Below are 14,052 nucleotides of genomic sequence, written 5' to 3'. Positions count from 1 at the left end.
GAGCGTCATTTGGCGTAGCGCCGGATGGCTTCGAGCAGTTCTTCGACGCCCTTGCTGCGTTCCTCCTCGCTGAGGGAAGGATCGGCCACGTGCGCCCTGGCGTGTTCTTCGATGATTTCTTCCATCAAGCCGTTGATGGCACCGCGCGTAGCGGCCACCAGGTGCAGGGTTTTGGTGCAGTCGGCGTCCGACGCCAGGGCTTTTTCCACCGCTTGAATCTGCCCGGCGATGCGCTTGACCCGTTTTATCAGGCTGTCTTTGTTGGCTGCGATATGGCCCACGGTATACCCCTCCTACCTATAGTGCGGCGGAGTGTTTCATACCCCACCCCCCTATACAAGGTGACCGCAGCGCCCACAGGTTATACTCGCCCCTTCGCAATCACTCCTTCAAATCAAACCGAGATACCCCATGAGCACCTCTCTTTCCCTCACCCCTGCGCGCAAGCCTGTCGCGCCGCTGGTGGCCTTTGTCATCCTGGTGCTGGGCGCCTTGTTCCTGCAAAACAGCGTCGGTTCGCGCCAGGTGCTGTTGCTGGTGGTCGGCGCCGCGCTGGGCTTGACCCTTTACCACGCTGCCTTCGGCTTCACCTCCGCCTGGCGCGTGTTTATCAATGATCGCCGTGGCGCTGGCCTGCGGGCGCAGATGGTGATGCTCGCGCTGGCGGTGCTGCTGTTTTTTCCGGCGCTGGGGGCGGGCACGTTGTTCGGGCAACCGGTGGTCGGGCTGGTGGCGCCGGCCGGGGTGTCGGTGGTGTTCGGTGCGTTTATTTTCGGCATCGGCATGCAGTTGGGCGGCGGGTGTGCCTCGGGCACGCTGTTCACGGTGGGCGGCGGGAATGCGCGCATGCTGGTGACGCTGTTGTTCTTTATCTGCGGCTCGCTGATCGCCACCCACCATGTGGACTGGTGGTTTGCGTTGCCGGCGTTCCCGGCGGTGTCCATCGTCAAGAGCTTCGGCGTGGTGCCGGCGTTGCTCGCCAGCCTGACCATGTTTGCGCTCATCGCGGCCGTCACCGTGCGCCTGGAAAAGCGCCGCCACGGCCAGCTTGAAGCCGGCGTGACCAGCGAACACCAAGGCCTGCGCCGCTTCCTGCGTGGGCCATGGCCGTTGGTATGGGGCGCGATTGGTTTGGCGTTGCTCAACTACGCCACCCTGGCGCTGGCCGGGCGGCCGTGGGGGATTACCTCGGCCTTCGCGCTGTGGGGCGCCAAGGTGGCAAACGGGTTGGGTGTGGACGTGGCCAGCTGGGCGTTCTGGCAACTGCCGGGCAACGCCAAGGCCCTGGCTGCGCCGGTGTGGGAAGACATCACCAGCGTCATGGACATCGGCATCGTCCTCGGTGCGCTGTTGGCCGCCGGCCTGGCCGGGCGCTTTGCCCCCAGCCTGAAGATCCCGGCCCGCTCGCTGCTGGCCGCGGTGATCGGCGGCCTGCTGCTCGGCTACGGCTCGCGCCTGGCCTACGGCTGCAACATCGGCGCGTACTTCAGCGGTATCGCCTCGGGCAGCCTGCATGGCTGGGTGTGGCTGGTGGCGGCGTTTATCGGCAACAGCGTGGGCGTGCGCCTGCGGCCGTTTTTCTTTGCCGGTGAGCGCCGGCCCGAAGCGCTGAGCGGTTGCTGAGTTAACCCTCGGGGGAAATGTCTGGCGCCTGGGCGGCCTCAGCCGCCAGCTTTTCCCGCTCGGCCTTGCTGATGTACTTATCCTTGGATTTCGGTGCCAATTTGGCGCTGGCCTTTTTCGCTTTGGCCTTGAACAGCTGTTGCAGTTTTTTCTGGCGATTCATGGGTTGTTACCTGGCGTGTACGTGCGCGGATGATACCAGCTTAAAAAACCGCGACGGCTGCCTGGGTCGCTTTTTAGCGCCGATCTGTGCATTGAATCGCCGCGCCTTTCGCCAATACTCGGGCCCCGCATTCCCCGAGTATTGAACGCGATAAGGAACACACCATGAGCCTGCACACCCGCACCAAACGCATGACCGTGCCCCAACTGGTCGCCATGAAAGGCCAGCAGAAAATCGTCTCCCTCACGGCCTACACCAGCGCCATCGCCAGGCTGATCGATCCGCTGGTGGACTTCATTCTGGTCGGTGACTCCACGGCCATGGTCGGCTATGGCCGGGCGTCGACCTTGAGCATGCAGCTCGAAGAAATCATCGGCCACACCCGTGCCGTGGTCGACAGCACGCGCCTGGCCTGTGTGATTGCCGACATGCCATTTGGCAGCTATCAGGAATCCCATGAACAGGCGTTCCGCAATTGCGCCCAGGTGTTGGCGCGCACCGGCTGCGATGCGGTCAAGCTGGAAGCCAACCAGGCGCTGGCGGGCACCGTGGCGTTCCTGGTGGCGCGTGGTATTCCGGTGATGGCGCACGTGGGGCTGATGCCGCAGTTCGTCAACGTGATGGGTGGGTTCAAGGCCCAGGGCCTCACGGCTGAAACCGGCGCAGTGATTGCCGAAGACGCCCGCGCCAATCTGGAGGCGGGCGCTTTCAGCCTGCTGCTCGAGGGTGTGGCCGAAGGCGTGGCGCGGCAGATCACCCTGGACTCGAACAGGCCCACCATCGGCATCGGCGCCTCACCGGCCTGCGACGGCCAGGTGCTGGTCACCGAAGACCTGTTGGGCCTGGGCGGCGAGCATCTGCCGCGCTTCGTCAAGCAGTACGCCGATGTCGGCGCGGTGATTCGCGATGCGTGCGAGCGGTTTGCCGACGACGTGCGCCAGGGCCGCTTCCCCCAAGCGCAACACTGCTACGGGCTTTGACGGATCGCCTGGGCCAACAGCTGCACGGCCTGGGTGATGTCCTTGCTCCAGTCGAGGGTGTAGCTCAGGCGCACATGCTGCGCCCAGCTGCCGTGCAGGCTGAACAACTGCCCCGGAGCGATCACGACGCGCTGGGCCAGCAGGCGTTCGAACACGTGCCCCATGTCGACCGGGCGCCTGGCCTCCAGCCAGAAACTCGCGCCGCCATGGGGTTCGACCACGTGCCACTCGCCGTGCGTTTCCAGCAGGGCTTTCATGCGCGTCATCCGTTCCCGCAAGGCCGCGCGCAGCATCAACAGGTGCTGATCGATGCGCCCGGAGGTGAACAGCTTCGCGATCGCTTTCTGACGGGTCGGCGACAGGCGAAATCCCCGCTCCAGGAACACCCGCTGCAACTGCGGCCCTTGCCCGCGACACAGCACATAAGCGTAGGGTGCCTCCGCGCCGATCACCTTGTCGAAGGTCGAGAACACCAGCAGTTTCTGTGGGTCGGCAAAGTCGCGATAGCGGGCGGTGGGCGGCTCGAAATACAGCTCGCCGTAGGTGTCGTTTTCGAACAGCCAGATGTCCCGCTCTGCCAGCCAGCGGCAGATCTGCTGTTTATCCTGCGCCGGCATCACGCCGCCCTGGGGCACGTTCACGCTGGATGACAGCACCGCCAGGCGGATCGGCTCCCGCTCGAGCAGTGCCTGGAAGGCGGGCAGGTCGAAGCGCCCGTCCGCGCCGAGGGGCATTTCAATCACGCGGATATTCGCCGCCTGCAACTGACGCAGCACCGCCCACGAACACGGCGACTCCACCAGCGCCAGCGTGCCACGCAACGCCAGGGCGCTGAGCGACAGGTCCAGCACGCTGTGCAGGTCCGAACCGATATACACCTGTTCGGCCTGCCAATAGCGCTGGGTGGATTGGGTGTAGCGCGCGGCCAGTGCCGCACGCAACTCGGGCTCGCCGAATGGCAGGTACAGCGGCGTGAGGGCGCGCGGGTACTGGCGGGCCAGTTCGCGCTCCATCATCAACAAGGGGTTTTCCAACGACAGCAGCATCGCCGGGGCGTCGCTGCTCAGGGCCAGCATGCCCGGCTGGCGGGCGTTGGCGAATACCTGGTCGAGCAAATCAGGCGAACCTTCGCTCAACAGCGGCGCCGGCACGGCCCGGGTGAAATAGCCGCGCTTGGGCCTGGCCTGGACACGCCCCTCATCCTCCAGCAGCGCATAGGCGTACTTGGTGGTCGATACCGACACGCCCAGGCGCCGGGCCAACTGGCGCAGGGACGGCAGTTGGCGTTCGCCTGCCGAAGGGCTCGCCTCGATCAACTCGACAAGGTAGCGGTACACCGCCTGATAGGCGAAAGAAGCGTCGTTGGCGGTATCCATGGACCCTCGGTTTAGCCAGGCTGGGCCGCCAGGCTATTACTGATGTTGCGCCCCAGCACCAGCACTGTAACAAAACCGCAGCCCACCAGTGCCGTGGCCAGGCTCAACAGCACCGAGCTGCCCAGTTGGTCGACGATGCGCCCGCCGAAGAACGAACCCAAGGCAATGATCACCTGGAACAAGGCCACGAACAGCGGCATGCCGCGTTCGACATCCTTGGGCGCCACCACAAACATCCAGATACTGGCACAGGCCGGGAAGGCGCCGAAGGCGAAGCCCCACAGCCCGATCAGCATCGCTGCGCCGGTCATGCCGGTGGCGAAGTGGGGGAACAGCGCGGTGCTGGTGCCGATCATCAGCGCCACCAGCAACAGGGTGTGACGCACGCTGCGGTTGGCGGCGAAACCGGCAAAGATATTGCCGAACACCCCGGCCACGCCGAAGAGCAGCAACAGCGAACCAATCGTCGGCCCGTCGAAGCCGGAACTGTATTTGAAGAACGGCGCGACATAGGTGTAGGCCGCAAAGTGCGCCAGGCCGATCAACAGCACCGCGATCAACCCGATCCGCGCCTGTGGGTTGATAAACAACGCCGGCAGGTCGCTGACGCGAATGGCCTTCTCCGGGGTGAGCCGCGGCAGCAGGAACACCTGCGCCAACAGCACCGGCACGCCCAGCAGTGCGGTGACCAGGAACGTCATGCGCCAGCCCATCAGGCCGCTGAGCCAGGTGCCGACCGGCACGCCGAGCACGGTGGCCAGGGTCACGCCCATCATGATGATCGAGGTGGCCTTCGCCACGTCCACACCCCTGGGCGCCAGGCGCCCACTGAGGGCAATGGCCGTGGCCCAGAACCCGCCGATGCTGATGCCCAGCAAGACACGGCCGAACAGCAGCAGGCTGAAGTCACTGGCAAAGGCCACCACCGAGTTGGCGATGATCATGATCAACGTCAGGCCGATCAGCAGGTAACGCCGGTCCATCGCGCCAATGCTCACCGACAGGAACGGCGCAGCGAGGGCGGCCATGATGCCGGGCAACGTCACCATCAGTCCGGCGTGGCCGGCGCTGATACCGAGGTCGCTGGCGACGTCGTTGAGCACACCTACCGGCAGGAATTCACTGGTCACCAGGGCGAAAGCGCCCACCGCGACCGAGAGGATTGCCAGCCACTGCTGTTTGACGCTTTGCTGATTATGTTCGGGACGGCCGCTGGGGGCCTGGAGGGCACTTGGCATGATGCTGGGTTCCAAGGGGGATGTCGCCTGAGGCCAGGCGAAGGGGAAGAATTGGGAGGCGATTATAGGAATCGGGCCTGGCCACCCTATAGGCGAGCGGTTCGATAGTAATCATCAGTGCTATCGATGTGAGGGGGCTGCGTAGTTCAGCGGCATCGCCTTGGCAGCCTGCCAGTCATCCGGCAGGCGCTCGATGCTCACCGCGTCAAGGGCTGACGATGCCCGGCGCTTGCGCCGCAACCGGCCGGTGTTGGACAAACGTTGCCTTGACCCTTTTGGAGAACAGTATGTAGGGGACCCAGATCGAGGTGGACACCAATCCGCGGACGGTTTCCTTGGTCGTGTTGTAGTCGAATATGGGTTCATCCACCAGAACAAGCGAGCTGAACCATGCATCAAGTGGAACGTAAACAGCCGAGGCGATGAGCGTGACGATATAAACCTTGGGGAATAAATAATGTTCGCAGAAGAACAGGTAAACCAAATAACCAAAGGCCGCGATAAAGACTGCATTGACGAGGGTTTCTGAAATCAGGATCGCGCCCCACAGGGCGTTAGTCATCGTCGTGCCGGATGAGGTGAGGATGCTGAACGAGCCATCTGCGAATATTGGGTAATACACCGCGATAAGGGCATAACCCAGGCGCGCCAAGGCTATAAACAGGCCCAAGCCAACCACGATCAACCAACCGCCAAGTCCCTTCGGGTGTTTACTTTCTTGCATGTTCGCTCCGCAGTTCAATAGCGTTAAAACGATAAATAGTCAGCCGTGCTGCTGAATCACCGGCCTCGGCCATGCCCCCCGGCTTGAAGAACGACATATACCAGGCAAGCAAAATCACGGCGGCTCAATACTCCTCGCCAGCCCTGTCGCCCATGCAGCGGTCATCTTTTCCCCAACAACATCAAATTCCGGGTGGGTGCTTCGATAGTCCGAAAGCTCCACCATTGCACGGCTCATGCCGCTGTGGACTCTGGCGAGCAATTCATTGCAACGAGCCTCTGTCAAATTGCACGAACTGCGCCCGAACTGGACCAGCATCTTACGTTTTGGCCAAGCCTTTGAGCCACCGAGCAACAGACCCATAATATCGTTGACTTGGTACACCGTGGTCGTCACAAGGTCGTAAGCCGGCGCGAGCCAAATATCGGCATCTTCTGCGCAGTTCTCATAGAGCAGGCCAAAGTTTTTCAAGTGCCCGTCTCCATTTTGTATGCCAGCGCAGAGCGCCACCATCATAAAGAAGTCCTCAAGTGCCTTAGTCACAAGAGAAGGAGAGACGTAAGTCTTGATCAACTTCGCGCAGCCCTGGTAGCTGCCGTCGTACTTTTTATCTGTCCCCCATCCGGATAAGACGCACATATCCTCAAAACCAAGGTAGGCGCTGTCACCGATATCGAACCGTTTGACCACCAGAAACTTACCCTGCTGACTCAACTGGCATTCAGGCACTTCAAGGCCTGTATGAAGTGCCGCGCGCATGCAGAAAAACTCATTGGCCGCCAGTTGCGCGAAGTCTGAATCATTGAAGGCCTTCACCAAGTGCGTAGCGCCACGATGGGTGAGACGCGCAACGTCAGGATTCGTATCGTCAGCGTCGCGCACCAGTACCTTCGGCTGAACGCCAGAAACGCCTGAGTAGGCTGCGTAGGTTTTCATCAGGTCGTCGAACAGATCTTTCGCCCCGTCATACACGAGCAGCTCGGAGAGTTTTATTTCAGGTAGTAACTCATCCGCAGTGGCTCGGGCGACGCTGATTCGGCCCAACTGATGGGGGCCGACGATACCCAGCAATGCGAAGTCATCAAAACCTCGCACGGACTTGCTGAAACGTCTCACAAGCTCCGCTTTCAGGTGGCCTTCGGGGAGATGCATCTCAAACAGGGGATGGATGCCATACGCCCAGATGTAGCTCTCCAGGCGCACGGGCATGGTCAGCGAAACCGCGTTCTTTTCGGTGACTGCCTGGTTATATGAAAACACCGAATCGCGCTGGTTTTCTTCACTGCGCCCGAGTATTCCGGCATACACGCCGCTGGCGCCGATGTGCAGCCGATCGCTTTGTCTAGTCATGGACGTTTTCTGCTTTCAGTTCATCCAGCGTTTTGCGTCGACGCTTAGGTGTCGCGGTTAACTCGTACCCTAACCCTTCAAGGATCGCAGCCACCTTGCGAATTCCCACTTCGGGGATGGTGTTGTTCTCGATTCCGGAGATGGTTGCACGACTCATACCGTGCCGAAGTGCGAGCTGGCTTTGGGAAAGGCCAGCCGCCTTTCGCAGGTTTTTGATCAGGAAACCTAAATCGTCCACAGTGTTTGCATCCTATACAATGCATTTGTGAGGGTTAATACACTTATGCATCGTATTTGATTCGTTTTTTCTTGAATAGCCTTTTCTTTAGTTAGGCGCTTTGCGCCCCAAAAACTCACTGATCAGCCCCACCACCTGCTGCTGAATCACCGCCCGTGGCCGAGCCCCCTCACCATCGCGGCAAATCATGCCGTCGCCCGGTGAACTCTCCTCGATCAGCGCCATGCCCCCCGGCTTGCAGATCGACATAAAGCTGAAGTGCGTAGCGTCGGCGATCTCCACGTACTTCGTCGTTGCTTCAGGCAGCCGCTTGACCATGTCGGCGGACTCCAGCTGCGGGTCCATATCCTCCGACGGCACGCCCCCCGCAATCACCAGCGCCGGTACCGGCAATGCAGCCAGGCTGGCGTCGGTGAAGCCGCGGGACAGGCCCAGGTCCAGGGACACGATGGCGGTGACGCGCTTGTCGCTCAAATCCGCCGCCAAGCGCGCTTTACCTTCTGGCGTGCCGGCGGGGTTCATCTCCTGGTAGCCGATGCAACCGCCGAGCTTGGGGTGGACGCTGCAGTCGCGGCTGAACAGCTCGGGATCGAAGCGCGCCCCGGCGAGTTCCAGCACGGTCCAGCCGCCCAGGGAATGGCCCACGGCGGCGATCTGGCCTTTCGCGACCGCGCCAAATGGCTTTGGCTGGGCCAATACCGCATCGATCACGCGGCTCAGGTCGGCCGGGCGTAGCCATAACTGCGCGGCGGTTTGCGGGTTGCGATCCTGGGTGGTGGTGCCGGGGTGGTTGACCGCCGCGACGATGTAGCCCTGATGCGCCAGCGCACTGGCCAGCCACACCTGCTTGCCCCAGTTACCGCCATAACCGTGGGAGAGCACCACCAGCGGATGCTCACCGGCAGCCGGCGGGGCGTCGGGTACGGCGAGGGCACCGATGAACACCGCGTTGTCGGCGATCAGGGTGGGTTTGGCGGTGGTGGTGGCGGGGTACCAGACGACCAGTTCGAGTGGTCGGTTGTCTTGCGCATCGGGCAGGGTGACGGTCTTGAACCCGACGGGGTTTTCGGCGGCGAAGGCAGGAGCGGTCAGGCACAGCAATAGCAGGGCGGCGAGGGCGTTTTTCACGGTTGTTATCGTCCTTGATATGAGCGACGCATCATGCACTGAATCCCCCGTTCAGTGCCATGAGCCCCGCGCCATTTTTACCTGCCGTTAACGCCTACCCATGGGTCAACCCCGTCAACGTATCCGCAATGGTCTTGGTCCGTTGCGCCGTACCCTCCGTCGCCCGGCTCGACGCCTCCAGCACATCCAGCATCTCCCGCAGCGCACCCACCCCGGTGGACTGGTCTTCAATCTGCTGGGCCACCCGCTGGATCTCACTCGACAACAAGTCGATATCCACACCAATTTCCGCCGCATTCTTGCGCGTGATTTCCGCCAGCTTGCGCACCTCGTCCGCCACCACCGCAAAGCCCCGGCCCAGGTCGCCCGCGCGCGCCGCTTCAATGGCGGCGTTGAGCGCCAGCAAGTTGGTCTGCCCGGCGATCTGCTGGATCACCTGCACAATCGACTGGATACGCAAACTCGACCCCGCCAGCGTGCGCGCCCCCTGCACCGCGACATCCGCCTGGCTCGACAGCCCCTCGACCGTGGCCCCGGCCTGGGCAGACACGCTGTTCTGCTGGCCAATCGTGCCCACCAGTTCATCCATCGAGGCGTGCAACTCGCCGGAGTAATGCTTGAGCTGCGAAGCGATGTCCTCCTGCTGACGCTCGGCCTGGGCCAACACCAGGCCCAAGTCGGCCAGGCCCTCGAAGACTGGCAGGATATTGCGGTCCAGGCCTCGGGTATTCAGGGTGTCGGTGAAGTCATTGTTCTTGAATGCGGTAATCTGCTTGACCACCACATGGTTCAACCCCGCCAGCTTCTTCACCTGACGCCGTAGGAAAAACGCCTTGAACTCGCCGTAATGGGCGATGAAATTGTCCACGTACTCATCACTGAAACTCGCACCCTTGGCCACCCGAAAGAAGAAAATCGCCGTCAGCGTCTGGTTCAGGTTCAGGCCCAGAATCTCCCCGAAGGTCGAAAACCCCGCCAACGGCACATCCCCAAAAATGCCGGCCATGCTGCCCAGCTCGGCGCCGTTATTCAGCCGGCGCAGAATGCAGTCATTCAAAATCCCCGCCACCGGCTGGCCACCCTTGCCGCGCAGGAACTGCTCATAGTCCAGGCGCGTCGCCTCCCGCAATGGGGTACGCCGCACCATCACCAACTCCTCGCCCGGCGCCACGTCGCAAAACAACTGCACGATCTGCTGCTCATAATCGATGCGCGCGATGGACCGCACAAACAACTCACTGCCCACCCGAATCGCAAACGAATAATCCGCCAGCTTCGACTCCAACGCCTGGGGCGCGCAACTGAACGCATCACACAGCGCCTGCACCATGCTCTTGATATTGCCGCTGCTGTCGATCACCTGGTCAATCGTGCGGTCCTCCACCGACGCGGTCAGCACACTGAAGGTCAAATCCGCCGGTTTAAAGTTCTGGCTCTTGAACACCCCAAACCGCACATGGGCCGCCGTTTTCAGGAACACAATCTGCGCATGGTTCTGATAACTGCGCTGGCCGTCATGAATCAGCGTCTTCTGGAAATCCGACTTACCACCGGCCGATCCCCCTACAAACAAACACGGAAACCGCCCCGACTCATACAGCGCCTCCATGAAAAACGACTCCGACGCCGACAACCCATCGAACACCACATACGCCAAGGTATCGCGATGATCGATCGACGTACGTACCTGCACCCGCTTGATATTCGCCACCAACTTGGCAATCCGCTCCTGCATCCCCAGGCGAGTGCCGCCACCGCGAATGTCCTCACACTCCAGCGGCACCATCACCACCTCGGCCGAAGCGATCAGACTGTCGTCGAACAACTGCAACACCACCCGGTCCCAGCGCTCGCCGGTGGCGCAATACAGCGAACCGGGCGCGTTGCACAGCTCGCCGGAGGTGGTGCACAGGCTGAGGGTGGACTGGGGGAAACGACGCTTGAGCTTGGCGGCGATGGCGTCGATGTCCAGGTGGGGGGAGATGAAGCCGGTGATCAGGGTGGGGGTGATACGCAGGGCCGTGAGTGCGGCGTCCAGGTTGTTGGCGGTGCTGGTGAGGGTGGTGGTGCCTTGGCGAGCGGGCCGGGATTTTTTCAGGAGGGAGAGTGGATTCATGGGGGGGGCTCGGTCGAGTGGGGATGCGGGGGTAGGCATGTGGTTAGTAGGGTTATCGGCAGGTTGGGTGGGGGCTGGAGGGGGGGGGTGGGGGATGCGACGGATGGACGCGGGTGTAGGGAGGTTTCCCATTATTGGCAGGTTGCCATCGGTCAGGCACGGACGTTGAGCAATTATTGCCACCAGGAGAAGCTGTGATCCGTAAGTGTGATGAAGTTAAATCGATTAGGCGTAAGCGCTTGATTTCAAGGCTCTTAATCTGCCCTGGCTGCTACCAACCATGACCTCTAGTGTTTTTTCAAAATGACCTCGTTGAATCTCTTGCGTGGTCAACATCTCTGGTGTCCCGCTTGACTTTTGAAAAACATGCGAACGTATGAAGGGGGGCACACGCGGCAAAAAAAAGGTCACAAGCTATTCCTTGCGCAATGTTAATAAGCCATCATGTGGCCACGTCAAAGTGAAACGCAGCGAATATGAATGAACCGGGCGTTATGGATGCTCAATACATAATATTAGAGTTTGTAAAAAACAGCGCACCAGATTGACAGCGTTATTAATTGTCTCTATATCACGCCATTGCTAAGGAAGAATTCATGGCTCCAATTATTGAATATTTTTCAATAACAAAACTTCACGGTTATAAGAACGTTAAGTTAAAATTTGATGAGTTGTACAAGATCTTATTGTCAGAGAATGGCGAAGGAAAAACAACCATCCTTAAGATAATCGATGCCACTCTAAACGGGAATATCACAAAGCTTAGAGAAATAAGTTTTGGTAGTATTGAGATTAAATTTTCTAGTGTTGTAACTCCTATATCTATAATGAAGACCGAGTTGGAGTATGACTGGGAGTCAAAGGCATACAAACATATTTCAGGAAGAGTTTCTAGCGAAGAGCTTTCGGCAATAATAGATATAGTGATGGCGGAGAATAAGTTTGAAACGGTTCGTAAAAAAATCAGTCAGCTCTTTGCGCCACAAGCCTCATTATCTGTAACCAAGCTAAACCAAATAGACTCAAGATACCCTTTCAGTTCTATGGCAATTAGAGACCTTTTTGACGAAAAAGAGTCACTATTGCTAGATCTAAGGAAAATGGAATTTTTCCAACAAATTGAAGAGCACTTCAAGCTTAAAACGCTTTACTTACCAACGTATCGAAGAGTTGAAGATTTGTTGTCGTCTTTAAATATCGATAAGGAGAAGCAAGGGGATGACTATATTCAGTTCGGTTTGACGGACGTTGAGGAAAAACTTGAATCAATAAAAAAAGAAATCTTGACCTCGTCTAACGATTCAATGTCTCGAATAAATAGTGAGATCTTAACTCGACTGGTCAACGGCTTGACCGTCAACGATCAAGATAGATCTATAATCACTAGTAATTCCGATTATATTGAGTTGGTGCTAAATCGATTCGGAAGATCCTTGTCTCCTTCCGACAAGTCAAAAATAATCTCACTAGTAAAAAACAAAATTGAAGTGGCAAAAAAGAAAAACGACACGCTCGTTTATTTTCTTTCCAAGATGTATAGCGCTTTCTTCGAGCAGCGGGAGAAGGATAAAGCGTTGACTAGGTTTTCAGAAATATGTACGAAGTATTTCAAAAACAAAACCATGAAATATGATCCCACATCGATCAGTGTGGTTATCACATGTCCTGATAGTGACCAGCCCATCAAGTTTGGGGACCTATCATCAGGTGAAAAGCAAATTGTCTCTCTCTTCTCAAAACTAGTTTTAGAACGAGATAATCAGTATTTTATCTTGTTTGATGAACCAGAGTTATCATTGTCCGTAGAATGGCAGAAATTGCTTATTAGGGATGTAATAAGCTGTGATAGCTGCTCTATGTTGCTTGCTATGACTCATAGTCCATTCATATTTTCAGGGCTAACAAAATACACATCAGATCTCCAATCTTATTTTTTTAAGGAGTTGGATTGATGAGCTCTCGTGTAGAAAAATTGCTGGAGAGCTTAGAAGAAACAGAAGTTTTTTTCTTAGAGTATTCTCGTATTCGTTCCTATGGAAAAGCAATTTTCCTTATTGAAGGAAAAGATGATCCTAAGTTTTATACTTCAAAAATCTCAACTATATTTGGTGATCTTTGGGACGCTGTATCAGTTGGAGGGAAATCAAAAGTTTTGGAACTGAGGGTGTCAATTCGAAGTCACCCCATGTTCAAAGCAGACAAAGTTTTTTTTCTTATGGACAGGGATTTCGATAGAAGAGAATTAGATGCGGATGTTTATACTACGCCATCGTATTCCATTGAAAACCTCTATTGTGATTCGACTACGATTAAAAATCTTATAATTGGCGAGTGCGGTTTGAGTAATTACAAAATTGATCGCCGTGCAGATATAATTAATTTCATTGTTCAAGAGTACGAGAGATTACAAAAGACATTTCACCGAAGCAAAAAAATAATTACTGTAAACTCAGTTTTTCTCTATATTAGAAAAGAGATGCATTCAAAAAAAATCAGCCTTGATAAAGTTTTTAAAGTGGACGTCAAAATAGCAGGTGGAAGCCTCGTAGTTAAACTCTCACGGAGAAGCGAATATAATGCTGTGAGACTTACGGAGAAAACAAAATTTAAAGAGTTTTTGGATCAAAGTCCTCAGCTTAAAGAAACGTTAAATAGCCCTGGGATGCTATTCAGAGGAAAGCAAGAGATATTGTTTCTCAGGGAGTTCGTTAAGCTATTAAAAGAAGATGGTGCCCTGTCAAAAGATGTTTTTATTAAATTTGGCTACAAACTGAAGCTAGAAAATCCATCAATGGCGGACCATGTTCTTTCCTCGCTGGCACAATATGTACGTACTCCGGAGTGTCTTTCTAGTTTTCTCAATCGAGGCAAGGCAATTGCTTTTTAAAGCTTGTGCTTAGAGCCTTAGTTAAGGGGCGGGTCTATTTATTCAGAAAGAAAATCGCCGAGTCTTCGTAAAGTAAGTCACAAAAACTCAGCGATCTATCGAGTTGGTGGAAGATTAGTTGCCCGCTCCAGCCGCCTATTGCTCCATCAACTTATCCGCCAACACCCCCCCAACTCACTCAACTGATGAATAATTGCTAATAATTGGGGTCAGACCACCATTAATTCAA

General features: G+C 56.9%; 13 protein-coding genes. 4 read left to right on the top strand and 9 right to left on the bottom strand.

Annotated elements, in window-relative coordinates; all coding sequences use genetic code 11:
* Window positions 1-5: 5 nt before the first annotated feature.
* Window positions 6-281 carry a metal/formaldehyde-sensitive transcriptional repressor gene (locus tag J1N02_RS04130; protein ID WP_098479004.1) on the bottom strand — a complete coding sequence of 92 codons (276 nt, stop codon included), beginning with the start codon at window positions 279-281 and terminating at the stop codon, window positions 6-8.
* A gap of 130 nt (window positions 282-411) precedes the next feature.
* Between J1N02_RS04130 and J1N02_RS04125 the strand changes: the two genes are divergently transcribed.
* A complete protein-coding gene (locus J1N02_RS04125; RefSeq protein WP_414887374.1) occupies window positions 412-1,623 on the top strand; it encodes a YeeE/YedE family protein in 1,212 nt (403 codons plus the stop codon).
* Window position 1,624: 1 nt separating this feature from the next.
* Here J1N02_RS04125 and J1N02_RS04120 read toward each other — a convergent pair whose 3' ends face one another.
* Window positions 1,625-1,786 carry a DUF2986 domain-containing protein gene (locus J1N02_RS04120; RefSeq protein ID WP_092355016.1) on the bottom strand — a complete coding sequence of 54 codons (162 nt, stop codon included), beginning with the start codon at window positions 1,784-1,786 and terminating at the stop codon, window positions 1,625-1,627.
* A gap of 164 nt (window positions 1,787-1,950) precedes the next feature.
* On the opposite strand from J1N02_RS04120, the gene panB reads away from it, so the two are divergent.
* Window positions 1,951-2,766: a 3-methyl-2-oxobutanoate hydroxymethyltransferase gene (panB, locus tag J1N02_RS04115; RefSeq protein ID WP_421147173.1), complete on the top strand. Its 816-nt coding sequence runs from the start codon at window positions 1,951-1,953 to the stop codon at window positions 2,764-2,766.
* Here the strand turns inward: panB and J1N02_RS04110 are convergent.
* From J1N02_RS04110 to J1N02_RS04080, 7 genes are all read right to left on the bottom strand, one after another.
* Window positions 2,754-4,142, bottom strand: a complete 1,389-nt coding sequence (locus J1N02_RS04110; RefSeq protein ID WP_027604007.1) for a PLP-dependent aminotransferase family protein — start codon at window positions 4,140-4,142, stop codon at window positions 2,754-2,756. The genes panB and J1N02_RS04110 overlap by 13 nt on opposite strands.
* A gap of 11 nt (window positions 4,143-4,153) precedes the next feature.
* Window positions 4,154-5,380, bottom strand: a complete 1,227-nt coding sequence (locus J1N02_RS04105) for an MFS transporter (protein ID WP_027604008.1) — start codon at window positions 5,378-5,380, stop codon at window positions 4,154-4,156.
* A gap of 205 nt (window positions 5,381-5,585) precedes the next feature.
* Window positions 5,586-6,104, bottom strand: a complete 519-nt coding sequence (locus J1N02_RS04100) for a DUF2569 domain-containing protein (RefSeq protein ID WP_027604009.1) — start codon at window positions 6,102-6,104, stop codon at window positions 5,586-5,588.
* Between the two features lie 114 nt (window positions 6,105-6,218).
* Window positions 6,219-7,454 carry a type II toxin-antitoxin system HipA family toxin gene (locus tag J1N02_RS04095; RefSeq protein ID WP_027604010.1) on the bottom strand — a complete coding sequence of 412 codons (1,236 nt, stop codon included), beginning with the start codon at window positions 7,452-7,454 and terminating at the stop codon, window positions 6,219-6,221.
* Window positions 7,447-7,692, bottom strand: a complete 246-nt coding sequence (locus J1N02_RS04090) for a helix-turn-helix domain-containing protein (RefSeq protein WP_027604011.1) — start codon at window positions 7,690-7,692, stop codon at window positions 7,447-7,449. The genes J1N02_RS04095 and J1N02_RS04090 overlap by 8 nt, the downstream gene beginning before the upstream one ends.
* Window positions 7,693-7,779: 87 nt before the next feature.
* Entirely contained in the window at window positions 7,780-8,820 is a 1,041-nt protein-coding gene (locus J1N02_RS04085; RefSeq protein WP_027604012.1) for an alpha/beta hydrolase family protein, read from the bottom strand.
* 94 nt (window positions 8,821-8,914) lie between these two features.
* Complete coding sequence (locus J1N02_RS04080; protein ID WP_027604013.1) at window positions 8,915-10,936, bottom strand: methyl-accepting chemotaxis protein; 2,022 nt, start codon at window positions 10,934-10,936, stop codon at window positions 8,915-8,917.
* Window positions 10,937-11,532: 596 nt separating this feature from the next.
* On the opposite strand from J1N02_RS04080, the gene J1N02_RS04075 reads away from it, so the two are divergent.
* Together J1N02_RS04075 and J1N02_RS04070 are read left to right on the top strand one after the other, a co-directional pair.
* Entirely contained in the window at window positions 11,533-12,888 is a 1,356-nt protein-coding gene (locus J1N02_RS04075; RefSeq protein WP_405125568.1) for an AAA family ATPase, read from the top strand.
* Complete coding sequence (locus J1N02_RS04070) at window positions 12,888-13,823, top strand: DUF4435 domain-containing protein (protein WP_421147172.1); 936 nt, start codon at window positions 12,888-12,890, stop codon at window positions 13,821-13,823. The genes J1N02_RS04075 and J1N02_RS04070 overlap by 1 nt, the downstream gene beginning before the upstream one ends.
* Window positions 13,824-14,052 lie beyond the last annotated feature (229 nt).

It is taken from the genome of Pseudomonas sp. NFX5 (assembly GCF_049132125.1).
GTDB classification, from domain to species: domain Bacteria; phylum Pseudomonadota; class Gammaproteobacteria; order Pseudomonadales; family Pseudomonadaceae; genus Aquipseudomonas; species Aquipseudomonas marginalis.
Note: the sequence above shows the minus strand (reverse complement) of the source record. Positions and strands in the feature narration are given on the sequence as shown.

Excerpts from the sequence above, each read along its gene's own strand:
- J1N02_RS04120 (WP_092355016.1), bottom strand. The coding sequence starts at position 1,786 with ATGAATCGCCAGAAAAAACTGCAACAGCTGTTCAAGGCCAAAGCGAAA.
- J1N02_RS04100 (WP_027604009.1), bottom strand. The coding sequence starts at position 6,104 with ATGCAAGAAAGTAAACACCCGAAGGGACTTGGCGGTTGGTTGATCGTG.
- J1N02_RS04110 (WP_027604007.1), bottom strand. The coding sequence starts at position 4,142 with ATGGATACCGCCAACGACGCTTCTTTCGCCTATCAGGCGGTGTACCGC.
- J1N02_RS04105 (WP_027604008.1), bottom strand. The coding sequence starts at position 5,380 with ATGCCAAGTGCCCTCCAGGCCCCCAGCGGCCGTCCCGAACATAATCAG.
- J1N02_RS04075 (WP_405125568.1), top strand. The coding sequence starts at position 11,533 with ATGGCTCCAATTATTGAATATTTTTCAATAACAAAACTTCACGGTTAT.
- J1N02_RS04125 (WP_414887374.1), top strand. The coding sequence starts at position 412 with ATGAGCACCTCTCTTTCCCTCACCCCTGCGCGCAAGCCTGTCGCGCCG.
- J1N02_RS04070 (WP_421147172.1), top strand. The coding sequence starts at position 12,888 with ATGAGCTCTCGTGTAGAAAAATTGCTGGAGAGCTTAGAAGAAACAGAA.
- panB (WP_421147173.1), top strand. The coding sequence starts at position 1,951 with ATGAGCCTGCACACCCGCACCAAACGCATGACCGTGCCCCAACTGGTC.
- J1N02_RS04080 (WP_027604013.1), bottom strand. The coding sequence starts at position 10,936 with ATGAATCCACTCTCCCTCCTGAAAAAATCCCGGCCCGCTCGCCAAGGC.
- J1N02_RS04095 (WP_027604010.1), bottom strand. The coding sequence starts at position 7,454 with ATGACTAGACAAAGCGATCGGCTGCACATCGGCGCCAGCGGCGTGTAT.